This window comes from Oleiphilus sp. HI0132 (assembly GCF_001635845.1).
This window is the reverse complement of sequence record NZ_LWGJ01001186.1, coordinates 1-23,415: the sequence shown is the minus strand read 5'-3', so window position 1 is coordinate 23,415 and position 23,415 is coordinate 1. Positions and strand designations below refer to the sequence as shown.

General features: G+C 44.3%; 24 protein-coding genes. 11 read left to right on the top strand and 13 right to left on the bottom strand.

Going from position 1 to position 23,415, the window contains the following annotated elements; all coding sequences use genetic code 11:
• The coding region (locus A3766_RS17015; protein WP_068642564.1) for an arylesterase at positions 1-456 on the top strand (456 nt) is incomplete at its 5' end.
• 13 nt (positions 457-469) lie between these two features.
• Complete coding sequence (locus A3766_RS17010) at positions 470-1,612, top strand: GNAT family N-acetyltransferase (RefSeq protein WP_068515347.1); 1,143 nt, start codon at positions 470-472, stop codon at positions 1,610-1,612.
• Between the two features lie 427 nt (positions 1,613-2,039).
• Here A3766_RS17010 and ppk1 read toward each other — a convergent pair whose 3' ends face one another.
• Positions 2,040-4,097 carry a polyphosphate kinase 1 gene (gene ppk1, locus A3766_RS17005; RefSeq protein ID WP_068642562.1) on the bottom strand — a complete coding sequence of 686 codons (2,058 nt, stop codon included), beginning with the start codon at positions 4,095-4,097 and terminating at the stop codon, positions 2,040-2,042.
• 429 nt (positions 4,098-4,526) lie between these two features.
• Between ppk1 and A3766_RS17000 the strand changes: the two genes are divergently transcribed.
• Positions 4,527-4,772, top strand: a complete 246-nt coding sequence (locus tag A3766_RS17000; protein ID WP_197470033.1) for a hypothetical protein — start codon at positions 4,527-4,529, stop codon at positions 4,770-4,772.
• 140 nt (positions 4,773-4,912) lie between these two features.
• Positions 4,913-5,536, top strand: a complete 624-nt coding sequence (locus A3766_RS16995) for a helix-hairpin-helix domain-containing protein (protein ID WP_068514185.1) — start codon at positions 4,913-4,915, stop codon at positions 5,534-5,536.
• A gap of 149 nt (positions 5,537-5,685) precedes the next feature.
• Here the strand turns inward: A3766_RS16995 and A3766_RS16990 are convergent, their stop codons facing one another.
• Positions 5,686-6,408 carry a YdiY family protein gene (locus tag A3766_RS16990; RefSeq protein WP_068509581.1) on the bottom strand — a complete coding sequence of 241 codons (723 nt, stop codon included), beginning with the start codon at positions 6,406-6,408 and terminating at the stop codon, positions 5,686-5,688.
• Positions 6,409-6,494: 86 nt separating this feature from the next.
• Positions 6,495-7,331, bottom strand: coding sequence for a mechanosensitive ion channel family protein (locus A3766_RS16985; protein ID WP_068514182.1), 837 nt, complete (start codon positions 7,329-7,331; stop codon positions 6,495-6,497).
• 203 nt (positions 7,332-7,534) lie between these two features.
• Here A3766_RS16985 and A3766_RS16980 point away from each other — a divergent pair, with 203 nt between their 5' ends.
• Positions 7,535-8,812 (top strand): O-acetylhomoserine aminocarboxypropyltransferase/cysteine synthase family protein, encoded by a 1,278-nt coding sequence (locus A3766_RS16980; RefSeq protein ID WP_068514179.1) that lies wholly within the window; start codon positions 7,535-7,537, stop codon positions 8,810-8,812.
• Positions 8,813-8,889: 77 nt separating this feature from the next.
• Here A3766_RS16980 and A3766_RS29755 read toward each other — a convergent pair whose 3' ends face one another.
• Positions 8,890-9,051, bottom strand: coding sequence for a hypothetical protein (locus A3766_RS29755; protein WP_156490459.1), 162 nt, complete (start codon positions 9,049-9,051; stop codon positions 8,890-8,892).
• Between the two features lie 455 nt (positions 9,052-9,506).
• Between A3766_RS29755 and A3766_RS16975 the strand changes: the two genes are divergently transcribed.
• Positions 9,507-10,022, top strand: a complete 516-nt coding sequence (locus tag A3766_RS16975) for a helix-turn-helix domain-containing protein (RefSeq protein ID WP_068509360.1) — start codon at positions 9,507-9,509, stop codon at positions 10,020-10,022.
• Positions 10,023-10,093: 71 nt separating this feature from the next.
• On the opposite strand, the gene A3766_RS16970 is transcribed toward A3766_RS16975, so the two are convergent.
• The 9 genes from A3766_RS16970 to A3766_RS16930 all read right to left on the bottom strand — a co-directional run bounded on the left by A3766_RS16970 (position 10,094) and on the right by A3766_RS16930 (position 17,222).
• Positions 10,094-10,570, bottom strand: a complete 477-nt coding sequence (locus A3766_RS16970) for an NYN domain-containing protein (RefSeq protein WP_068634443.1) — start codon at positions 10,568-10,570, stop codon at positions 10,094-10,096.
• A 66-nt stretch (positions 10,571-10,636) separates the two neighbouring features.
• A complete protein-coding gene (locus A3766_RS16965) occupies positions 10,637-11,473 on the bottom strand; it encodes a crotonase/enoyl-CoA hydratase family protein (protein ID WP_231872162.1) in 837 nt (278 codons plus the stop codon).
• A gap of 21 nt (positions 11,474-11,494) precedes the next feature.
• Positions 11,495-12,133: a hypothetical protein gene (locus tag A3766_RS16960; RefSeq protein WP_068514174.1), complete on the bottom strand. Its 639-nt coding sequence runs from the start codon at positions 12,131-12,133 to the stop codon at positions 11,495-11,497.
• Positions 12,134-12,292: 159 nt separating this feature from the next.
• The gene (locus tag A3766_RS16955; protein ID WP_068553597.1) at positions 12,293-13,000 is read right to left on the bottom strand and encodes a GNAT family N-acyltransferase; all 708 of its coding nucleotides are present in this window, start codon (positions 12,998-13,000) and stop codon (positions 12,293-12,295) included.
• Positions 13,001-13,160: 160 nt separating this feature from the next.
• On the bottom strand, positions 13,161-13,598 hold the full coding sequence (locus tag A3766_RS16950) for a hypothetical protein (protein ID WP_068553596.1): 438 nt from the start codon (positions 13,596-13,598) through the stop codon (positions 13,161-13,163).
• 85 nt (positions 13,599-13,683) lie between these two features.
• Positions 13,684-14,265, bottom strand: a complete 582-nt coding sequence (locus A3766_RS16945; protein WP_068509149.1) for a hypothetical protein — start codon at positions 14,263-14,265, stop codon at positions 13,684-13,686.
• Between the two features lie 411 nt (positions 14,266-14,676).
• Complete coding sequence (locus A3766_RS16940; RefSeq protein ID WP_068509148.1) at positions 14,677-14,838, bottom strand: rubredoxin; 162 nt, start codon at positions 14,836-14,838, stop codon at positions 14,677-14,679.
• A 22-nt stretch (positions 14,839-14,860) separates the two neighbouring features.
• Complete coding sequence (locus A3766_RS16935; protein WP_068514162.1) at positions 14,861-16,066, bottom strand: alkane 1-monooxygenase; 1,206 nt, start codon at positions 16,064-16,066, stop codon at positions 14,861-14,863.
• Positions 16,067-16,214: 148 nt separating this feature from the next.
• A complete protein-coding gene (locus A3766_RS16930) occupies positions 16,215-17,222 on the bottom strand; it encodes an AraC family transcriptional regulator (RefSeq protein ID WP_068514159.1) in 1,008 nt (335 codons plus the stop codon).
• Between the two features lie 257 nt (positions 17,223-17,479).
• Between A3766_RS16930 and A3766_RS16925 the strand changes: the two genes are divergently transcribed.
• The 5 genes from A3766_RS16925 to dapF all read left to right on the top strand — a co-directional run.
• Positions 17,480-18,025: a hypothetical protein gene (locus A3766_RS16925; RefSeq protein ID WP_068552932.1), complete on the top strand. Its 546-nt coding sequence runs from the start codon at positions 17,480-17,482 to the stop codon at positions 18,023-18,025.
• A gap of 45 nt (positions 18,026-18,070) precedes the next feature.
• Positions 18,071-20,941, top strand: coding sequence for a class I adenylate cyclase (locus A3766_RS16920; RefSeq protein ID WP_068512869.1), 2,871 nt, complete (start codon positions 18,071-18,073; stop codon positions 20,939-20,941).
• 135 nt (positions 20,942-21,076) lie between these two features.
• A complete protein-coding gene (locus A3766_RS16915; protein ID WP_068512865.1) occupies positions 21,077-21,262 on the top strand; it encodes a lipoprotein in 186 nt (61 codons plus the stop codon).
• Between the two features lie 76 nt (positions 21,263-21,338).
• Positions 21,339-22,592: a diaminopimelate decarboxylase gene (gene lysA, locus A3766_RS16910; protein ID WP_068512862.1), complete on the top strand. Its 1,254-nt coding sequence runs from the start codon at positions 21,339-21,341 to the stop codon at positions 22,590-22,592.
• 39 nt (positions 22,593-22,631) lie between these two features.
• The coding region (dapF, locus tag A3766_RS16905) for a diaminopimelate epimerase (RefSeq protein ID WP_068642560.1) at positions 22,632-23,415 on the top strand (784 nt) is incomplete at its 3' end.

Here is a 23,415-nt window from a genome sequence, read left to right as displayed (position 1 = left end):
CTGGGCGATAACTATCGCGTGATCAATGCAAGTATCAGCGGTGATACCACTACCGGTGGCCGTTATCGTTTAGGTAAGGCCTTATCAACTCATCAGCCCGTTATCGTCATTATTGAACTTGGCGGAAACGATGGTTTACGAGGAACCCCGGTTAGGCAGATTCGTAATAACCTAGAAGCGATGGCTGTGATGTCACAAGAGGCTGGAGCCCAAGTAATATTGCTAGGCATGCAGATACCGCCTAACTATGGTGACCGTTATACCAAAGCCTTTGCGAATATATACTCAGACCTGGCATTGCAAATGGATCTATCCTTAGTTCCCTTCTTATTGGAAGGGGTTGCTGGTGTTGAAGGTATGATGCAAGACGATGGTATTCATCCGACGGAAAGCGCGCAACAAACGATGTTTGAGCACGTAGACAAAGTATTGGATACTTTGCTTTCAGCTAAATAAGTGTGGCAACAGGATGACTATTGAGTTCCGTTACGTCACCTCAATTGCTGAGGTGGGAGAGCAGGCCTGGAATTCCTTGGCAGGTGAGGGCTACCCCTTTGTGCGCTACCACTTTCTCGATGCCTTGGAAAAAACACAAGCGGTTGGTGGATGCTCAGGATGGTTGGTGCATCACCTCATGGCTTATCAGGGCGATACATTGGTCGCCGCTGTTCCTAGCTATGTTAAGCAGCATAGCTATGGTGAATACGTCTTTGACCATGCTTGGGCGAATGCTTACCATCAATATGGATTGGCTTATTATCCCAAGTTAGTTTCAGCCATTCCTTTCACCCCCATTACCGGTTCACGGATACTTATACGAGAGGGTATTGATCATAGCGCCGTGATTACGGCCTTGCATGACTTTGCTCCAAAGCATTGTCATGAGCAAGGCTACTCGGGTTGGCATCTGTTATTCCCTGGTTCAGAACTATCGACAGTCTTCAAGCCTCCGGTTCTTCAGCGTAAGGCTGTGCACTTTCAATGGACGAACGAGGGCTATCAGAGTTTTGATGACTTTCTCGCCTCTTTTAGCTCACGAAAACGAAAAAATCTTAAGAAAGAACGTGCAAGTATTTCCCAGCAAGGAATAGAAGTAGAGGTATGGGAAGGTAGGGAAATAAACGCTGAGCTTTGGCGTAGCTTTTATGACTTTTACCAAATCACCTATGCCAAACGTAGCGGTCATGGTGGCTATTTATCGCCATCATTTTTTGAGCGTATTGCTTCAGAGATGCCTGAGTATCTTGTGTTGATGATGGCAAAGCGAAATGGCGAGTACATTGCTGGTGCATTAAATTTTAAGGGCGATAATGCCTTGTACGGTCGTTATTGGGGCTGTATCGAAGAGGCTAATAATCTTCATTTCGAGCTTTGTTACTATCAAGGGATTGAATACTGTATCGCGAATGGCCTGGCTAGGTTTGACCCCGGAGTTCAGGGTGAACATAAAATCCAACGAGGCTTTCGTCCGACTTATACTTACTCAAACCACTGGCTGGCTGAAGAAGGGTTTCGAGAGCCCGTTGCGGAATTTATTAGCAAAGAAAATGAAATGCTCGAAGCTTATTATGAGGATGCGAGTACTTATTTGCCTTTCAAAAAACAGCAATAAGGCTCTGCTAGTTTGCACGGCTTTAATGTTCTCCAATCTTTTGAAACTGATCTAGCTCGTTGATAAGGTCTGGACTGGAAAGTGCCATTTCGAGACATAGGTACTTGTTTTGATTTTGGTCGGATGTACGCCAAAGTGTACCGGTTCGCGATTAGATGTTTACCCCCTAACGTTATGATATCCCACCGTTGTCATCCTCGCGCATGCGGGGATCCATTGTTTTTGACCCAAACCTTATTAATTCGATTACTACGACGGTTTCAAATGCTGCGTTCTATTCAAGACAATGGATTCCCGCCTGCGCGGGAATGACGGAGTTGTGGTGCGGGAAGGCACAGTGTGGAAGGGCCGAGAGTCCAACTTGCCGCCATTCCGCCCTCTTCTACTAACCTGTAATAGGCTAAAACCTAAGCAAGCACCAATGACCTCACTTCTCAAGCTTGGCGATATAATCATGAATCGCCAGTTGGGATTGAATCTTACGTTTGTTACCCCGTGGTTTATATTGATTGGTCTGCTTCGCATCGATGATTCGCGCTTTGGTGGTATCTGACCATTGAATCTCGAAGATATCCAGAATCTGCTTTTGAAGCTGTTTGTCGTAAACCGGGCAGCCTACTTCAACACGGTGGTCGATGTTGCGGGTCATCCAGTCTGCAGATGAGATATAAATCTCATGCTCGCCCTGGTTGGAGAATATCGACACACGTGGGTGCTCCAGAAAACGATCGACAATGCTAATAACTTTGATGTTGTCGCTCAAACCTTTAACGCCGGGTAAAAGGGTGCACATGCCACGAATAATAATGCGAATTTTTACGCCAGCCTGGCTTGCTTTGTAGAGGTGCCCAACGACTTCGTCATCGACCAGGTTATTGACCTTCAGCATGATTTCGGCAGTCAGGCCTTTCTCGGCGTGCTTTATCTCACGATCAATCAACTTGTGAACACGTGGCCGGAAATCATTTGGCGAGACGATAATGTGTTTGAAGTGATAATGTTTATAGCTGAAGCGAATGAAGTTAAATACGTCTTCTACTTCGGCGGTAATTTCATCGTGGCAGGTAAATAAAGAGAAGTCGGTATAAATCCTTGCGGTCTTCTCGTGGAAGTTACCTGTGCCGATATGAGCGTAGCGCTTATAGCCGTCACTTTCGTTGCGTCCAATTAAACAAAGCTTGGTGTGGCACTTCAATGCAGGCACACCAAAGTCTACTTTGATGCCCGCATCGGTCAGTACCTTCGCCCATTCTATATTTGCTTCTTCGTCAAAGCGGGCGCGCAGCTCAACCACGACGCGAACATTTTTACCATTCTTTGCCGCATTGATCAGGGCATCGATAATTCGGCTTTTTTTGGCGACGCGATAAATGCTGATACTGATATGTTCAACTTTAGGATCGTATGATGCCTGCCGTACGAACTCGGTGAAATGGTTGAACTTGTGATACGGGTAATAAAGTAAAATATCGCCTTCAGAAATCGCCTGGAAGCTGCTTTTGTGAGCGGCGAACTTCTTGCTTTCGATTCTCGGAAGCGGTGAATATTCTAAATAGTTGCGCCCGATATTAGGGAAACTGATGAAGTCTCTGAAGTTGTGATAGCGGCCACCCGGGATGACGGCGTCATAATTTGAGATGCCGATTTTATCAAGCAAGTAGTTCAGTGTGGATTTCGGCATTTCCCTGTCATAGACAAAGCGAACTGGCTCAGCTGTCATGCGTTGCTTAATGCTGAGTGACATCTGCTCTAGTAGAGATTGGTCAATATCTTCAGATAGCCCGTATTCCGCATCACGAGTCATCTTCATGGAATAGGCATGAATTTCATCAAACTTATAATTGCCTTTGAAGACGCTCTTCAGAGAGTAGCGAATAATATTATCAAGCATGATGATGCAGCGGCGCTTTTGCCCCTTGATTCTAGGTAGCTCAATGAAACGGCTCATATCGTCTGAGGGTACTTCAACCAAACTATATCTAGATTCGCCTTTGCGAATTAGTTCGACCGCAAGGTAGGTGATGTCATCATCCAATACCTGAGCAAGGTCGATTTTTCCCTCGCACATTATAGGGTTAATGTATTGCAGAACATTGTCTTTGAAATACTGATTAACCCATTCCCCTTGCTCTGGAGATAACTGTTGCTCGTTGATCAGAAAAATGTTGCGCCGGGCCAGGCATTTCAAAACGTGAATATAGATTTCGTCAAACCGTTCGCCTAGCTTGATGACTTTCTTTTGAATCTTCTTAAGTAATTCTCGATCTTCACTGGCATCTTCGCCTTGGTCTTTCTTAATAAAAATTTTTCGCTTTACGTCGGCGACACGAACACGGAAGAACTCATCCATATTATTGGAATATATACCGAGAAACCTGACCCGCTCGACAATCGGTACGTTTGCATCAGCGGCTTCCTGTAGAACGCGCTCATTGAAGGACAGCCAACTCAGTTCTTTCTCTATAAAATCTTGCTTGTTCGTCATTTTGAAACTACTCGCATACAGCTTAATCAACCGGACTATTTAAATAGGACTTATGTGACAGTTTGATGACAATTTAAGTCCTGAGGTTCAAATACTTTGTATTTCCGGTTATGTAGGTCTAGGATAGATATTGACGTAGTGACGTCATTACGTCAATTAATGTTATTTACACAAAGAAAGGTGATTTACCATGTCTAAGAAAACAAAATCTATCAAGAAAGAGATCAAAGCGCGTAAAGCTAAAGTAGCCAAGCAGACTAAGAAAATCAGCAAGCTGAAAAAGGCGCTGAAGAAGGCTTAATGTGCCATCTTGAAGCTAATGTAGGGGCGCGATAATTCGCGCCTTTGCCTTTTATGGTGCTCGGCAATATGGATGAATGGATGTTACTATGCCGTTTATAGGGTAGTGAAACGACAAGGGGTCTCTTTATGAGTCGCAAGAGTACAGATAAGAAAACCGATGCAGTGTCGAAAGGTACGGCTAAGACTCCTCAGCTTGATCAAGTGCATGCATCCGAGAAAAAAGAGAAGGCTAAGAAAAATACCTCCCTACGTTTAGATAAGAAAACATTGAAAGCACTGAAGATTATTGCGATAGAGCAAGAAACGAGTATACAAAAGCTAATTGAGAGCTTGGTAAAGGACTATATTAAAGAACATGGCAAATTGGATTAGTTGAATCTGCCATGTTAGAAATTATAAAAATACCATTAGTGCACGTGATTTTAGTTGTTATGCTCTAAAAAAAACGTGTAACTTTTATACTGTTTAGTATTTATTGTTTAATTTGTTTGTAGTTTTAATAGGGGTGAAGCATGGGTAAAACGTCAAAGAAGATTGATAAGAAAGTTTCTCAGGTTAAAGAGCTGAGCAATGACTTGTTGAAAGATATCAACAAGAAAGTTACTTCAACTAAGAAAGATTTACAGAAGCAGGTTGATGATTTGACTGCACAAGTAAACGAGTTGCGTGAAGAGGCGACTAAGCCTGCAACAAAGTGGTTGAAGAAAATCGAGAAGCAGTATCAAAAGCAGCTAAATAAGCAGCAGAAAGAATTTGAAGAGCGTGCTGAAGCTTTGCTAGAGACTAAGAATAAGCTGGTTGGTCAACTTGAAGATGCATTAAGCAAGCTTCCTCTGGCGGATAAGATTATGCCAGCGCCAAAGACGCCTGCTAAAAAAGCCAAAGCAACTGTTAAGAAGGCGGCGACTACTGCTAAAGCAAAAGCGTCAACAGCAACTAAGAAAGCCACTGGTGCAGCTAAGTCTGGTATTTCTTCGATGAAAGGTGTTGGCCCTGCGACGGTTAAGAAATTGAATGCAGCGGGATTTAATAGCTTGGAAGATATCGTTAATGCACCTGCCGATAAGTTGGCTGAGTTCAAATCAGTACGCGGCTCAGACTCTTGGGTTGAGCAAGCTAAAGAATTGTTGAAGTAAGCGTTTCAAGCTTCAATAAAAAAGGCAGCGATTAAGCTGCCTTTTTTGTATCTGAAATTTCAGATTGATACTTTCTTTTCTGCTGTAGGCAGAGCCTTGCGCGGCTCGCTGGCGGGTTAGCACCATCGCTGCCTACATAAAAAGTAATGCTACAGCTTATAGACTAACGTGACAGACGTTTCACGATCAGTTTTATCAGCACCTGCTGGAACATCAGAACTATGCTTAATGGTGTAACCAACCTTCATTGACAAGGCTTCTTGCACCTGACTGGTTAAGGAGATACCAAAACGTGTCACAGTGTTACTGTCGCCGGCTTCTGTATTCAGGAACTGGTCAAGGCTAGATGTTTCATTGAATTTCCAAGAGAAGATCTCAGCTGCACGAATAATGCTATCTTCTTCGTTATTGCCATTGTTGTCTTCGATCACACGATAACCAGGCGCAAGCTCGAAATTCAATTCCATATTATCTTCTGCAATAGCTTTATAGCCTAAACCCAGTGCGATAGAGGTTTGATGGTCAAAACCGCTAAAGCGATCCTTTTCCCACGAGATGACGCCAAGCGCATAAGCTCTATCAGAGAGCTTTCGGTCAGACTGCGCTTCAGCAAAATATCTTTCTGCAGAACTTACGTCATTTGATGAGCTGTTAAGCGCCTCTAGTTGAAGTGTGTGCTTCCAATCAGTGTATTCAGTTGAAGCATTAAATTTGGCATTTAGTGTTTCTGTATCCGAGTTGCCGCTGGTCATCACAAAACCAAGTTCAGCCGTTGCATCCCAGTTAGGTTCAGAGACCTCTTCAGCGTTTACTGTGGCGCTTAGGCTTGTAGAGATGAGAGCAATTGCTGTGGCAAGTTTAAGGTGTTGCATAGTATTTCTTCCTTTCATAAAGCTTGGCTAAGATACGATTCAATTTTGGCCGTATCTTAGCGATTTACTAGAGTAATGTCTCTTGTTTATGCTACTTGATGCATATATACATCTTGTTGTGGGTAGGGGATTGAAATGCCGTGCGCATCAAATGCTTTCTTCACGCCTTCTTGCATATCAAAGAATACACCCCAGTAGTCGCTAGTGTTGACCCATAAGCGGACTGTAAAGTTAACCGAGCTGTCGGCAAGTTCTGCAACGACAAATACAGGAGCCGGGTCTTTGAGTACTCGGGCATCATGACTGGCGAGTGACTTCAGCAGAGACTTGGCCTGGTCAATATCGTCGCCATAGCCAATGCCAAAGCTCAGATCGACTCGGCGAGTAGTTTCTTTATTAATATTCACCATGCTGCTGCTCGAAAGAGAGCCATTTGGAATGATGACGACTCGGTTGTCGCCCGTCTTTAGAATGGTGTTGAAAATCTGAATTTCAGATACGCTTCCGATGTAGCCCTGAGCTTCAATCAGGTCTCCTACCTTGAAAGGCTTGAATAGCAGAATGACAACGCCTCCGGCGAAGTTGGCTAGGCTTCCTTGAAGAGCTAGGCCAACAGCTAAGCCGGCAGCACCGAGTACTGCCACAAATGATGTTGTCTCGATGCCGACCATCGAGGCAACTGAAATCAACAAGACTACTTTCAGAATAACTGAAAGAATGCTGCAGACGAATTGACCAAGCGTCGCATCGACCTTGCTTGTGAGATTGTTGTTAAGAGTGCGTATGAAGCGATTGATGACCCATAGGCCGATGATGAGCGTAACGATCGCTAAGACCAGTTTGGGGCCGTAACTTAAGCTGAGTGTGTAGGCTGTCTGTAACAGCTCTTGAATCTGATCGCTGCTTTGATTGATATCTTCCATTTAAGCTTCCTTGATTAAGTAAAAAAGTGAGTTTGAAATTTAAATTCAGAAGCATAGACAGAAGCAAAAGAGAAAAAGTCACAAAGAAAGTTTATTTATATTTCATTGATCTGAGTGCGTGTGTGTTATTGGGAATTGATCTATGATTCTTTGTTCCGGTGTCCCGTATTCGCCAACATTCATCATTATTGCCGAGGATTAAAATGAAAGACGATACCATCGCAATTCATCACGGATATGAAACAGACCCTACAACCAAGTCCGTAGCAACACCTATTTACCAGACAGTCGCATACGAGTTTGATAATGCTCAACATGGTGCTGACTTATTTGACCTGGCTGTACCGGGTAATATCTACACGCGAATAATGAACCCCACTAACGATGTGCTTGAAAAAAGAGTAGCGGAGTTAGAAAAAGGTATTGCGGCCTTGGCTGTGAGTGCTGGCAGTGCTGCCATTCATTACGCGATTATAACGATCGCCAGCAAGGGCAAGAATATTGTTTCAGTACCTCAGCTCTATGGCGGTACTTATACACTTTTCAAGCATATGCTGCCGAGCCAGGGAATTGATGTACGTTTCGCTGAAGATGATAAGCCTGAGTCCTTAGCAAAGCTGATTGATGAAAATACCGCAGCCGTTTATTGCGAGAGTATTGGTAACCCCGCGGGTAATGTTATCGATCTGGAAGGCATGGCGAAGATTGCGCATGATAAGGGGGTGCCGCTTATCGTTGATAATACAGTTGCCACGCCAGCTTTATGTAAGCCTATTGAGTATGGGGCAGATATTGTTGTTCATTCGCTTACCAAGTATATGGGTGGGCATGGTAATTCGTTAGGCGGGATTGTCGTTGACTCAGGAAACTTCCCCTGGGCGGAGCATGCTGAACGATTCCCTATGTTGAACGAGCCAGAACCTGCTTACCATGGCGTGATCTATACCGAGGCAATGGGGCCAGCAGCTTTTATTGGACGATGCCGGACAGTTCCTTTGCGTAATACCGGGGCGGCCTTATCACCTATGAATGCCTTTTTATTGCTTCAGGGAATTGAAACGCTAGGTCTTCGTATGGAACGTCATTGTGAAAACGCAATAAAAGTGGCCGAATTTCTAGAAGGGCACGATCTAGTTGAGTGGGTTGGTTATGGTGGCTTGCCCTCAGATGAGAACCATGAGCTAGCCAAAAAATATATGAAAGGTACACCGTCGGCCATTATGACCTTTGGAATTAAAGGTGGTTTAGAGGCAGGTACGCGTTTCTATGATGCCTTGGCACTGTTTAAGCGTTTGGTAAATATTGGTGATGCTAAATCATTGTCGTGTCATCCTGCTTCGACAACGCACAGGCAAATGACAGAGGAAGAACAGAAAGTCGCGGGTGTTACGCCTGAAATGATTCGACTATCAATCGGTATCGAGCATATCGATGACATTCTTGAAGATTTGGAGCAAGCACTGAAGGCTTCGGTAGGCTAGAACGAAAGAGGCTGCTATGTAGCAGCCTCAATTTTTCTATCTCAATTTTACTCGCTCAATAGAGCGGCGATCTTAGCTTAGGCGTGGCAGTTAGTGTCTTTTTCGCCTTGGCTTGTATTAGAGATAGCGTCTTCATTGTTAGCTTTTTTCTTTTGGATGCCGTGGTTAATAATAAATGAAAAACCGACAACCATTGCAACCGTTACGATAAGGCTAGTAAAAAATGGAAATCCAAACATAATTTTATTCCTCTTAATGTCTATTTAAAGACTACAGCGCAAGTATTGGCGCTTCGATAAATACAAGTAAACTCATGAAGGAATACGAACTGCAAGCTCAGTCTAAGTCGCCTGCTTCTAATTCCAAATCAATGTTTCTAATCCCTAGTTCGTAATCAATCCATTTAGAAATAGCTTTCATGATGCTCATAAGCGAGTCCTCACTATTTGGTGGATTAGACAAATATGGCTTAGGGTAAAAATGCCAAATTCATCACAGTTCCGTTTTGGAACCTTGTGTAAAATATATGGTTCCATAATAGAACTCGTCAAGTGAATCTATTGTGACGACTTGCTAAAATACTGTTCTATTTCTGGTATAATGGCTTTGTTTGATTTAGATCAACTTTGTATATTGGAACAGTGGCTAGTCTTATTAGGCGCGAATAATTCAAATAAAATGCAAAGAGGTAGCTATGCGTTGGGAAGAGATTGACTCTCAGGTTTGTTCAATTGCTAGAGCATTATCAATATTTGGTGATCGTTGGACGCTGTTAATCATCCGGGACGCATTTCGCCGCGTCAGGCGCTTCTCAGAGTTTCAAAAATCTTTAGGGATAACCCGCCATCGTTTGTCTGACCGTCTAAATCGTTTGGTGGAAGCTGAGGTTTTAACCAAAGTCTTATATGACGAGAAGATGTCTCGTTATGAATACCATTTAACTGAGAAAGGAATGGATCTTTATCCGGTGCTGATGACGGTTGTTCAATGGGGTGACAAGTGGCTATGTGATGGTGACGGTGCACCGATTATGTTCCAGCATAAAACTTGTGGTCATGTTTCCAGCCCTCGTTTTGCTTGCGATCATTGTGCACATGACTTACATGCCAGGGATATGAAGCCAGTATTAGGGCCAGGTGTAGAGAAGAAATTGGAGCGAGGGGAGTTAACGACAGATGACCCCGAGCATATTCATGACATTGTTTATTGAGTATAAGTACTCAGAGTCTCGATGAGATTGTTGTAAAGATAATAGTGGCGAGCATATCGCTTGATCTGAATTTAGTTAAGTAATAAATCAGTATCTATTGCGACAAACTTAGTGGCGGAACATATCAGTGACGAAGCTGTTAGTGCTTTAACGCCGTAGACCTCTACAGCAGAGCTGTGTTTCAGTTTGATTCGATCGACGAGCAGGTCGAAATCTCCATCACCAGATGCTAAAACAAGGATGTCACTGTGTGCCGCAAACTCCATAGCATCGAGTGTGATACCGACATCCCAATCAGCTTTAGCAGAGCCGTCAGCGCGCTGAATGTAGGGCTTCAACTTTACCTTAAACCCTATCGCTCTAAGTATATTCTGAAACTGTCTCTGTTTTTCATCTGCGGGCTCCGTTGCATAGGCCACGGCATTAACGACGTGTCGATTTTGGGTCACCTTTGCCCAAAATGCATTGTAATCAAAATGGCGGCCATAGGCTTGTCTGGTCGTGTAGTAAATATTCTGTACGTCGACCAAAATAGAAAGAGTTTCCATTGGCTAAATTTTTCCAAAATAGTGGTGATGGCCTCTCTTGCATAAGAAGACCTAAAACTTACTGCTTTAGTGCCCGTGATATTGCCCAGCGCGTTTTTCTAGTAAAGCTTTCACTGCCTCTAAGTGATCTTCTGTTTGATGCAGACCAGCTTGAACTTTTGCACATTGGTCTAGCATTTCAGGTAATTTGAGTCGTTCACTTTGACGTAGTAGCTTCTTAGTGGCTCGAACGGCAAGAGGCGGGTTTGAAGCGATGCTATGTGCGATTGAAAGTGCGCGCTCAAGCATGTTTGAAGTTTCGATGCACTCAGACACCATCCCCCAAGATAGCGCTGTTTGAGCATCAACCATATCGCCAGTCAGTGCCATTTGGCTGGCTTTTGCTATGCCAATAATTCTTGGCAAGAACCACGCGCCGCCGTCTCCCGGAATGATGCCAAGTTTGACAAAGCTTTCGGCAAAGCGGGCTTTATCGGAAGCGATGCGAATATCGCACATCATTGCCAGGTCACAGCCTGCACCGACTGCGGCGCCATTTACGGCGGCAATAACGGGGATCTCGATATTCCATAAGGACAAAGGAATACGCTGAATTCCGTTTTTATAGCTTTGTTCTATTTCTTCTTTATTGCCGCCAAACATATCAGTTTTATTGAGCATATCTTTGACATTGCCGCCGGCGCAGAAACTCTTTCCTTCTCCGGTCAGCACCATGACGCGAATTTCGCTGTTATTGTTTGCTAAATCGCATACACGCTCGATTTCTTCAACCATTGCTTCGTGAGACATCGCATTGTGAATATCAGGTCTATTCAACGAGACAAGCAAGACGTGCCCGTCTTGTTGAACGCGTAGCTCTTTAAAGGTTTGCATATTGTGCGAAAGGTCGATTAGGTTGGTCATGCTTGGCCCGTAATACAGTTTCTATGTGTCTTGCTCAATACGGAGAAATTCTTGTTTGAGGTCGACTAGTTTGCTGGCATCACTTAGCTTTGGCAGTGCTGACAGTGAGTGGTCGGTTTGTAGCAGTAAGGCTTCATTCTTGTCGACAAGTATATTTAACATCTCATGTTCTTGAGCCTTAACCTGATACATGTTCTGCATGGTCGCGACATTGCTTTGGAAGGTTGATAAGACCTCTGCCGAGTCACGATATAAAGCATTATTGCTAAGTGCACTTTCAAGGCGAGTAGCATTTTCCAGGAGGGTTTCTGTATGTTCTAGATTTTGTTTTAGTTCTTGTCGAAGTCGATCAAGGCGTGCTTGATCTTGAGCGAGTTGGTCCTGATTTTCGTCGAGCAGCAAGCGATGAATAACTACAGTTACGCCGTTCACAAATTGTTCGAGGATTTTATCTTTAAAAGGAAGGTCGTCGACGATGCTACTGCGACTTTTGACGATCTTGAAAATCTCGCCTTCAAGCATTCCCACTAGGCAGCCAATATCGTAGGCTTTTTCTGGTAGATCTTCCCTTTGCGTAATTGAAAGGTTGTCTTTGGCGACAACTGTCATCAGATTGAGTATGCACTTGGCTTGCATAGATCGAGCTTCGATTAGATCCACGATGGCTCCTTAAGTAAAGAGTAATGCGAGACGAGATAAAAATAAGAGTCTAGCTGAAACCCTCAAACTTATGAATAACTAATAGGTAGCATTTGTGATATGGAAGATTATACATCGGTAACATAAGCTGCCATGACGGACGAACTTGTTATGTTTTGCTTAGACTCCCTCATTAGCGATAAGGTCATCGCCATCTAAAAGAGGTTGATTGAGTTGATGAGTAATACAGCCGAGAATATGTTGATAAAGATCATAAGCGGGGCTGTTATCCAGAATACCGGATTCACTGGAGAGCCAGAATAAGTCTTCACTATCGCTGTTCAGCTTGTTCGTGGTCTGCTCTAGCTGGAGGCCGCGAGCTCGTAAGCGTTTGAATTCGTTGCAGGGGAGCGAAAGTAAAATTCGGTCATCGAAGCGTAAACGTGCAAGAGAGAAGGCTGCCAGATACATTGCTTCTGAAAAACTGTACTTTTTGGCTTCGGTGTCGCAATACTCGGGGTTGATGCTAAGTCGAGATATTTCGCACAAAGATAAATGGCATCCAGAGGAAAATACCTGATCGATAAACCCTAGTGAGCAGGAGTTTGCCCTTTGGCAGGGCAAGGTGGGTTGCGCTGATAAGCTTTCAACTGAGTGGCTGATACGTATGCAGGCAATATATTGTCTGCTGCTATTCTCTTGAAGGAGCAGGTGTGTCGAGTTGTGGTCATATTGGTCAATGACCTGCTCAACATGAGTGAGTCCGTCAAAGTCTTCTTTGCTCTGTTTAAAACGTATTTGATAAGCTATACGTTTTTGTTCTTCACTGTAAGCACAGACAAAGTTGAACTGTGCGATGAAGTTATCTACCAGCTGAAGTGATTGCATTGCTCTACCTACGATTACAGTAAGGGGCGATAGATATAGCTTAAGAAAACGCTATGACTTTGTAATCAAGTCTCCGATAAACGGTCAGTTTTAAGGCTGAGTAGTCGCCAGAACGAAAATAATGAGAAGTGCATCAAATACGCGCTAAACAATATTAAGCCTACAAGGAAGTTAGTTTTTCCTTAATCGTAAATTTATGGGGAGAGTCTATCAGCTCGACAATGTGGTCAGCGAGCACGTTTGCTTTAACTGGTAGGGTGAGCCAGCCCGCCAGAATTTGTAGGTGTTTTTCATTCTTATCGCTTGGCAGGGAGTGAGGGTAGTGAGCACTCACGCCCAGACAAATCGCATTGGCTTGCAAGGGCGATTCAATAAACTTATTTAGCAGTCCGCTTTCGGCAACGCTTCCTTTTCCGTCAGGCTCAAGATTGATAATAATTGCATCGAACTTCCTATTTTGAAGATATTCTTGGGCTATTTGGGCTGAGGTCGTGGTAAAAACCAAATAGCCCCGTTGTTCCATTTCGTCGACCATGCCGTGAAATATATCGATACCGTAAGTACCGATGATAAGAATCTCTTTCGCTTTTTCCTGCATAATTTCTACCTTAGAAATATCGGAGTCAAAATACTAGCTGGCCCGAATTATTAAAAACCGGACCAAGCTAGTATAGCAAAAATAGTTAAGAATTCATTTTATAGCTGTCTTTCTTCGCATAGGCAAAGTCGTTCAGAACTTTTTCAAAGCGCCTCGAATAAGCCTTTGGCTTGCTTAGCATCAGCTGACAGAAAACTTGCTGAACCTTTGTGTTGCTAGTTTTAGAGTAAAGTTGAAGTGCATATTTTGAGAAGTCTCTGACCATAAAATCAAATATTTGATCAATTAGGTCATCGTCAATTTCATTCAGATCCCAGCTTTCTAAAATCAACTGGCCGTAAGCGACCAAGGTAAATAACTCACCGACAATGAGTAAAAAGTCGATGTCCTTAATTTGCATCTTATTTGGGCGGGCCAGCATGAGCATTTTTTTGAAGATGGCTATCTGCTTTTTGAAAATATTGACGTTGGGCAAGTCGCATTTATCATACGCCAAGTGATAGTCGTGGAAGCGAGTTTTTCCGAGCCCTTTTGGGGTGAGTAGTTTGGCAAAAATCTGTTCCTTCTTGTTGAATTCAAGAAACTCAGTGTACCAGCGTCGACTCTCATAATTGGCTTTGGTTTTCGCGAGCCCTAGCCCTTCAAAGAAGTCGATAGTCTTTAGCATGATGTCGCGCGTTTCTTTGTCAGGTTATTCTTGAGCAAACTTCTTTGGGTTGAGTAGGTGCATAGTGAATTGTCCTTTGCGATTGCTGTGCGAAATATTTGCAAGCCTAGATTAGAGCGCATTGAAAGCGAAATAAAGGTAAGGAAAAGGGCCTAAACAAATTCTAGTTCACGGATCGTCAAAACCAGTAAACAGTTGTGTGGTGGTGCTGCAGTCGTTTGCTTAGTGTATGTGCCAGCTTGATAAACGTGATAGTTGTTCTGGGCATCGCGTGGGTGAATTAATGGGAACGAGTGTGAGCTCCGGGTTCGCTCTAAAATAAAATTATTTATGCTGCCAAGCTGATATAGATCAAGCTTGGCCTTTTGTAGAAATACCCGGGCATTGCTCTGTCCGGGTAAGTTGATTGCTTTATAGGGCGATGAAGTCTGGTTTTTCTCTGACAAAGCACTCAGGGCAGGGAAAGTCTTCAGGAACCTCTTCCCACTTAGTGCCAGCGGGGTAGCCTTCGTGCTCGGCACCTTTAGCTTCATCATATATATAGCCGCAGTCAGGGCATTGAAATTGACTCATGGTCTAAACCTCCTTATGTCTCTTAAGCTGCTTCGGCTGTTTCGCTGACTTTATCACTCACAGGTGGCTGGTGATATTTGTTGTAGACCAGTTCTTTGGAGTCTGGGTCTATATTGACTTTGTCCATATCATTACCAGCCCAATCTATGACTTTTTTGTCCATGATTGAAAACCAGAGTGGTGGGATCATGGCAACCAAAAACATAAGCGGGTAGCCAGAAGGTAGAGAGGGGACGTCGTCGTAATCACGAAGAACTTGATATGGGCGTGTAGGGTGCGCATGATGGTCTGAATGTCGCTGAAGGTGTAATAAAACCAGGTTGGATGCTTTGTGATTACTATTCCAGGAGTGATGAGGTTGGCAGCGCTCATAGCGGCCGTTTTCTTTTTTCAAACGAAGTAATCCATAGTGTTCTACATAATTGGCGCATGTCAGCTGCCACCAACCATAAGCGGCCGAGATTAATAGGAAGGGGATCATAACCGGGCCAAAAAAGGCAAGCATCAGGGTATAGGCTGAAATGGTGAGCGCTGCTGGTTGCAGAATCTCGTTATCCCAAGACCATTCTGATTTTCCTAAACGGTGCAAGCGGTTTGCTTCGAGCCCCCAGGCTCGTCGAAACGCACCAGGAATCTCTCTTTTTACAAACTTGTAAATATTCTCTCCAAAGCGTGAAGATGCTGGATCTTCTGGTGTTGCAACATCCTTGTGGTGTCCTTTATTGTGTTCGATAAAAAAGTGGCCGTAACCACTGGTAGCCAGCATGACTTTCGCAGCGGCAACTTGCTTTCTATCTTTCACTTTATGCCCCATTTCATGACCTGCAACCAAACCTAAGCCGTTGAGAATACCCGCACTGAGTGCAGCGCCGAGTATATTGATCCAGGACCAGTTATATTGAGATACAACAAAGGCGATACCAACGAGAGAAACCCAGTGCAAGGCGGTCGCAATATACATAATATTGACATAATAGCTTTGGTCTTTGAGCTGTGAAACGAGTTCGTCGTCTGGATTAGCGCGGTCTTCACCAAATACGTGATCAGCTAGAGGTAGCATGCCGTAAAGAAAAACCACAGTAAACCAAAGCCAAAGGCCATAACCGGTTTCAACGGCAGCATAAGCGGAGGCTAAAGGAATCATTGGCGTAAGGATAGAGAGTAAGTACCAGTAGCGTTTGCTACGGATCCATGCGCCAGTTTGCTGAGGGTAAACGGTAGTGTTCATAATACGCTCTCTTGTTTTTCTTATAGGGTTTAATCTAGGTGCGTGGGCACTTTTGATGAAAACCATTCTACGAGAGCGTGACTAGCGCAAACAGGTTATTTGGGCTCAACTAGTAGTCATTTTGATTCAATAAAGACTAGATCTTGGCTTATAAGGACTGTTTGTGAGCTTGTCTGAATTGCGATGGTGAGCTATCGAACCAGCGCTTAAATGAACGGTTAAAGTTGGAAGCATCATCATAGCCTAGAGTCAGTGCAATGGCTTCAATGCTTGATTGGGTATTCAGTAGTAAGTTTTTTGCCTGAGCTTTTCGTAAGTTAGCCATGACCTTACTAAAAGAAGTATTTTCTGTTTTTAGCTTTCTCGCGAGTGTGCTTTTGGACATATTCAGGTTTCTCGCGATTTCTTCTATCGATAAAGAGTAATCGTGAGCCTGTTCAACAAGCGAGACAACTTTTTGTTCAAGGCTATCAAATTGGTTCAGACGAGAAAGCTCTTCGTCGCATTGTGCGCGCGCCAGTTCAACAGAGCGAGGGTTTGCCGTAACGCTGGTGATCTTAAGTAAAGACTTTGGGATAGTGACTCCGGCAGTCTTAGCGTCAAAGTGAACAGAGCAAGGCAGTAGCTCTACGTACTTGTCTTGCCATGCGGGTGCCTTATAGGGGAAGCAAACGGTGCACTGTTCGACGCCCTTGCCAATTACAAACTCTATAACGTTGAGTAAAGACGCGAGTAAAACTTCGTAGAGTAATTCTCGTATGGGCTCCCATGTACAAGTTTCTTTAATTTCTAAAAGGCAATCTTCGCCATTAACTTGAATGTTAATTCCGATGGCTTGCAAGCGGGTTTGATAATAGCGGCTAATCAGCTCAAGGCATTCGCCTAAGTCAATACCGTGAGAAACGGCAAAACCTAAGCTGCCATGGCTGGAAAGCTGAATTTTTTGGGCAAAGTGAAGGCCTAGCCATGGACAACTGGACTTACTATAAATGTCATGAACAAAGTCCTTGAAATCGTTAAAGGGGATAAAGTCCTGCCCCTTATGCTTTTCTAGTGTGTTAGTAATGTGTGAGTAATTGAGTTCCAGGTTTTGCTCTTCGCTATACCGAATAAACTGATGCAAGTAAGAGATAGAAGAGAGTACGTTATCGCTCAAGATTGTTTGCCTTGTTGTTCTTGTGAGTATGCTTTTGGGCTAGCTCGATTGTTTAGCGCGAAAATGATAAACAATTATTACATGAAAAAACTATAGTACTAAACTCGCTTAATTTTGAGATATTTTTGTAAGCGTGCTTTGGCTTAGTGATTATTCTTGGTCTAAGCTTATTCGACGCATATTAATATATTAAACTCAGAAAGTGGTCCCTAGGGATAGCCTGCTTTAAATGGAAAGGTGCGCAGACAGCTAACGTTATGAAATCACTAGAAGTAGCACAACATATTCATGTTCTTTATGAAGACTCTTTGAAAGAGCTTCTGGCAAGCCTTAGTTGTGATGTGAACATGTCACCGGCTAACGAGGCTGATTGGTTAGATGCGCCGGTAGCGCTTATCGATGCAGGTTCTGAAGATATGGAAATCAAGCTTGCGCTTGCGCTTGAGCTGCCTATGACTGTACTTGCTATGACCTATCCGGTACCAAACATCACTGTCGTTGATGAGGAGTCCCTGGAAGATTGGATCTCTGAAATGGCCAATCAGTTGATCGGGCGTTTGAAGACAAAGTTAATGTCGCATGAGCAAGAGATTACCTTGGGGCTGCCGACGACGTCTTTTGGTGTTGAGTTGAACGACTTGATTGAACCTGGCCCTACCCGCTTCTCCAGTTATATTGAGGTAGATGGGGAAGCTTGTGCTTTTCACATCGGAGTGGAGTTCTTTTCCGAAGAGATTAGTTTTGTTAGTGAGCCGGTCGTGGTGGAAGATTCGTTGATGGAATCAGAGATCGAGTTATTTTAGTTTTATGGCTGATAAGCCCTTTCTGGATCTGGTAGTAGACTGGGTATGAGCACATTTAAAACCAAATTAGCGCCAGACTATAAAGATGGTGTCGACCGGAAACTCTTAAAGACCATTAAGAACCGTTTTTTGCAGGTCAATGCTGATCGCTTCGAGCGCTGTCGACAGGGCTTGTCTTCCCGACATCAAGATATCCTTTATGTATTGCCTTTACTTTACCACGTTAACCACCCTCTGATGCCGGGTTATGTCGCGCAAGATGCACCCGCCGGCGTGTCGGCTTATCAACCCGATAAAGCAGCTTTAAGTATTGCAAAGTCCTTTAGCCAGACCTTTAAGTTTAAGTCAGGCTCCCGCCAGCTTAGCCAGATACATGCTCTCTACATGATGGGCAGTACTGGAACCTTAGCGCACTCTGAAGCGAGTGATGTGGACTTATGGTTGTGCTTTGACCCTGGCCTGGGCGAAGACGCTATGGCTTCGCTCGCAGAAAAAGCCAAGAAGATAGATGATTGGGCAAACAGTCTAGGCTTGGAGCTTCATACTTTTTTGATGAATGCGGAAAAGTTTAAGGCTGGGCACTTGAATAACCGCATGGATAAAGAAAGTAGTGGTTCTGCACAACATTATTTGCTGCTGGACGAGTTTTATCGTACTGCGATTTTATTAGCGGGGCGTTACCCAATTTGGTGGCTGATTCCACCAAATTTAGAAGGAGAATACGAGGAGAAAGTTGATCTCCTGTTGAGTAAACGTTTTATTAAACAGCAAGAGGTTCTCGATTTTGGTAGCGCTGCGTTTATTCCTAAAAGTGAGTTGATAGGTGCTGGGCTATGGCAGCTATATAAAGGCCTGGACTCGCCCTATAAATCAGTACTGAAAATCTTGCTGGCGGAAGTTTATGCCCAAGAGCTTCCGGAAGCTGAAACTTTGAGTCAGGTTTATAAGCGCGCTGTTTATGATGATGAATTAGGTATTGAAGATCTGGATCCATATCTTCTTGTCTATCAGCGTCTCGAAGCTTATTTAAATAAAAGAAAAGAACATAAACGGCTCGATATTGTTCAGAAGAGCTTTTACATTAAAGTTGCGAAAAAACTCTCTCGATCCCCATCGGGAAGGGGGCCTTCATGGCAGAGAAAACTATTGGAAAAAATTGTCCGAACCTGGGGTTGGTCAGAGAGTAAGTTCAGGTACCTGGACTCTCGCGCCAAATGGAAAGTTGATGAGGTTCTGGTCGAGCGCCAAGTCTTAGTGGCAGAGTTGAGTTACTGTTATCGGTTTTTGTCACAGTATGCTCGCACTCATGGTATTCGCTCCAGTATTACCGCTGAAGACCTTAACCTCCTGGGCAGAAAGCTATACGCAAATTTTCAGAAGAAAGCAGGTAAGGTTGAGCGGGTTAATCCGGGTATTGTCGGGGACTTATGGGAAGAGAACCTGGCTATTCACCATACCAGCTCTCAGTTGATGCCAAGTGAGCAAAGCGGCTGGCTGTTATACAGGAATCTAAGTACTGATTCAGATGCTTCGTTTGAAGTGCCCTTGAAGAAATTTACTTCGATGGTGGAGTTACTTGCATGGCTATATTTTAACGGCATTGTAAATAGCTCCACTCGCTTAAGTCTGGTACCGGGTGATACGGGCTACAGGCTACAAGAAGTTCAGCAGATGATTCGTGCTTTGCAGCAAAGTATTAGCGTACCTCTTCCACCAGTGAATCAGGCAAGCTTTGTTAAGGCTGCGCAGGTTACACAGGTGGTCTTGTTTGTGAGCGTTGGTTTAGACCCCATGGAAGAATTAGCGGAACGGGGGATGCAGCGTTTAAGTGATCGTACAGATGCACTCGACTACAGTACCGATCGCTTTAACCTGGTACGCACGATAGATCAAATCAGTATTAATAGCTGGAATGAAGTCAGTGCGCACCGTTTTGAAGTGGGTGATACCCTGATGCAAACCCTGCAGTCTTATTTGCAGATTTGTTTGGCACAGCAAAGTGACTTCGAGTGTGAATTACGTGTATTTTGTTTCTGCCCTCAGCGAGCGAGTATTATTGCTTCGCGTGTTGAAGGTGTCTTTACCTCGATCAAGAAAGCTTTTTTTCCAGATGGACGTGTCCGCTCTGTTCGCTATGTTCTCGATATGGGCGGGCGTCACTATGTGGTTCAGTATGTTGATGAGCAGTTCAGGTATTTTTCCTATGCAAATGAGGTGGAGCTCTACAAAGCCTTAAAGCAGGGGCAGCGTCACTATAGCCCAATTATTTTTGATGAATACGCTCAGCCAGGAGAGACCCTGGTTGCAGCAGTTTTACCCTACAATATGCCTGGTAATATTCAGGTTTTTTTCTTTTTGCATCACGATACCTATCAGTTAATTATATTGGACGAGCAGGGTAGCCTGTTGCGCCTGGTTTTAACGGGGCGTGACGAGATGCTACTACTTTCTGCATTGAATGAGTGCCTGGTTCGGATGTTGGAAACAAGGCAGCTCTCAGATATGAGCCTGGGAGGTGAAATGCCTACGGTGAGCTTTAATAAAATCACCAAGGCGAAAGACGGTGGTTATCGTATACGGGCGCTGAAAGATATTCCACACTGTGCAGTGAGTGAGGTACAGGTTCATGTTAGCAGTGAAGGCTACCAGTCGAACTGCGACTTGAGCTTTCAGGGTATGGAGTTTAGTAATGCCGCGCATGGAGAGCAGCAATATGAAGCGCTTATCCATTATGCTAATAAGCAGCAGGTATCTGACCGACTGCCGCTTATGGTGTCGGAGGTCTTGCTTAGCAATCACTCATCTCAATTTAGCGTAGCATCCAGTGATTCGGCGAAAACCCTGGAAGTATTGCGCTGGTTTGCAAAGGCTGACAAGGCTCTGCATCGAGCCATACAAAAACAGTCTTCTCGTTAGGGTTTGTACTTAAAAATAGTCAATTGCCCTTCAACTCGTTATAATTCCTGCCTTTTGGCAGCTGACGCGTATCTTCCCATGAGCCTTTCGGAAATTATTCTTTTTCGGCCTTTATTTCGAGGTGTGAGTAAACGTATGAGATTAAAACTTACGCCTCTTTTTATCATGTCATGTGTGGTACTGGTGCAAGGCTGTGGCCAAAAGGGTGATCTCTATTTGCCTGTGCACAATCAGTCGGAAGTGGTGGAAAGTCCTGCTTCCGATAAGGCAGAAAAAAAGAAACGAGATACGAGAGCCCCAGAAGAGCAGTTTGAGAACTAAGCTTAGCAATCCTGGGTGATTGGCAAATTCTATCCAAGCCTGAAGCGGTTCAGGCGATTAAAAAGTGTTATAAATCATGAGTTATTTTTCGTACCAGAATGGCGAGTTGTATGCAGAAAATTCGTCACTAAGCCAGATCGCTGAACAGTATGGCACCCCGTGTTATGTTTATTCACGTGCAGCATTTGAGGCGCATTATCAGGCTTATAAAAAAGCCTTTGCAGGGCATGCGAACTTAGTTTGCTATGCAGTCAAGGCAAACTCTAATCTGGCTGTACTGAATATTCTTGCCAAGCAGGGTGCCGGTTTTGATATTGTCTCGGTCGGAGAACTAGAAAGAGTGCTGCGTGCTGGTGGTAGTGCAGATCAGGTGGTCTTTTCAGGTGTCGGCAAACAAGCACATGAGATGCAACGCGCGCTTGAGGTGGGTGTTCATTGCTTCAATATTGAGTCCGAGGCAGAGCTCTATCGTTTAAATGATGTTGCTTTGGAGATGGGCAAAGTCGCACCGATTTCATTACGCGTGAACCCTGATGTTGATGCGGGCACTCATCCCTATATTTCGACCGGCTTAAAAGATAATAAGTTTGGTGTTGCCATTGAGCAGGCCCCAGCGATTTACCAGGCTGCTTCCAAGCTGGCTGGCGTAAAGGTGATAGGCGTTGATTGCCATATCGGCTCCCAGCTAACTGAAACGGAACCATTTCTTGATGCATTAGAGCGAGTTTTGCTTTTGGTTGATCAGCTTGCAGAACAAGGGGTCGTGATCGAGCACCTTGACCTGGGTGGTGGTTTAGGCGTTACTTATGATGACGAGCAGCCACCTGAAGTGGCTGACTATATCAGCGCTTTGTTAGAAAAAATCGGGGATCGAGGTCTAAAGGTTATTTTGGAGCCAGGACGTTCCATTGCTGCGAATGCAGGTGTTTTATTAACACGGGTCGAATTTCTGAAGCACAACGAAGATAAGCACTTTGCGATTATCGATGCGGCGATGAATGACCTGCTACGCCCGTCTTTATACAGCGCATGGCAGAATATTATTCGGGTAGAAAAAGAGCCGGGTTCTGATTGTGAGCGTCATCACTATGATTTGGTAGGGCCGATTTGTGAGACGGGCGACTTCTTGGGTAAAGATCGTGATTTGGCTATTAAGGCGGGCGACTTGCTCGCGGTAATGTCATCAGGTGCTTATGGCTTTGCAATGAGCTCGAACTACAACTCCAGAGGTCGTGTGGCAGAGCTGGTTGTAGATGGTGAGCAAGTCGTATTAGCGCGTAAGCGTGAAACAATTGATGATCAACTAGCGCTTGAGAATTTGATGCCTTAGTGGGCATTTAGAGTATTTTAGGTATCGGGAGAAAACAATATGGTGGTGAACTTTACCAAAATGCATGGTTTGGGTAATGACTTTATGGTGGTTGATATGATCAGCCATCATGTTCACCTTCGTCCTGAACAAATTCGCCGAATGGCTGATCGTAATTTAGGTGTGGGCTTTGACCAGCTTTTGTTGGTCGAACCACCTGGCAAGCCTGATGTTGATTTTCGCTATCGAATTTTTAATGCCGATGGTTCAGAAGTTGAGCAGTGTGGTAACGGTGCCAGGTGTTTCGCAGTCTTCGTGCGCGAGAAGAAGCTAAGCAACAAAGATAGTATTCGGGTCGAAACAAAAAAAGGCGATATTGAGTTAAAGGTCAATGATGATGGTCGCGTCCTTGTAGACATGGGCGAACCAGTATTCGACCCAGAAAGTATTCCATTTACAGCGGATGCTCCAGCAGATAGTTACAGCATCGATGTCGATGGTGAACCCTTGCAGATTTCTGCGGTGTCTATGGGCAACCCTCATGCTGTTTTGCAGGTGCCTGAATTGAGTGATCAGCAGGTTGCGCATTTAGGACCATTGATTGAAGCGCATGAACGCTTTCCAGAGCGTGTGAATGTTGGTTTTATGGAAATAGTACATAAGCGCTTTATCCAACTACGCGTTTACGAGCGAGGTGTGGGTGAAACCTTGGCCTGTGGTACCGGTGCGTGTGCGGCTGTTGCCGCTGGAATAAGCCGAGGTGTGCTGGAATCGCCAGTTGAGGTTCGCTTGCCTGGCGGTAATCTAAAAATTGAGTGGCAGGGCGTCGGCTCACCGTTAATGA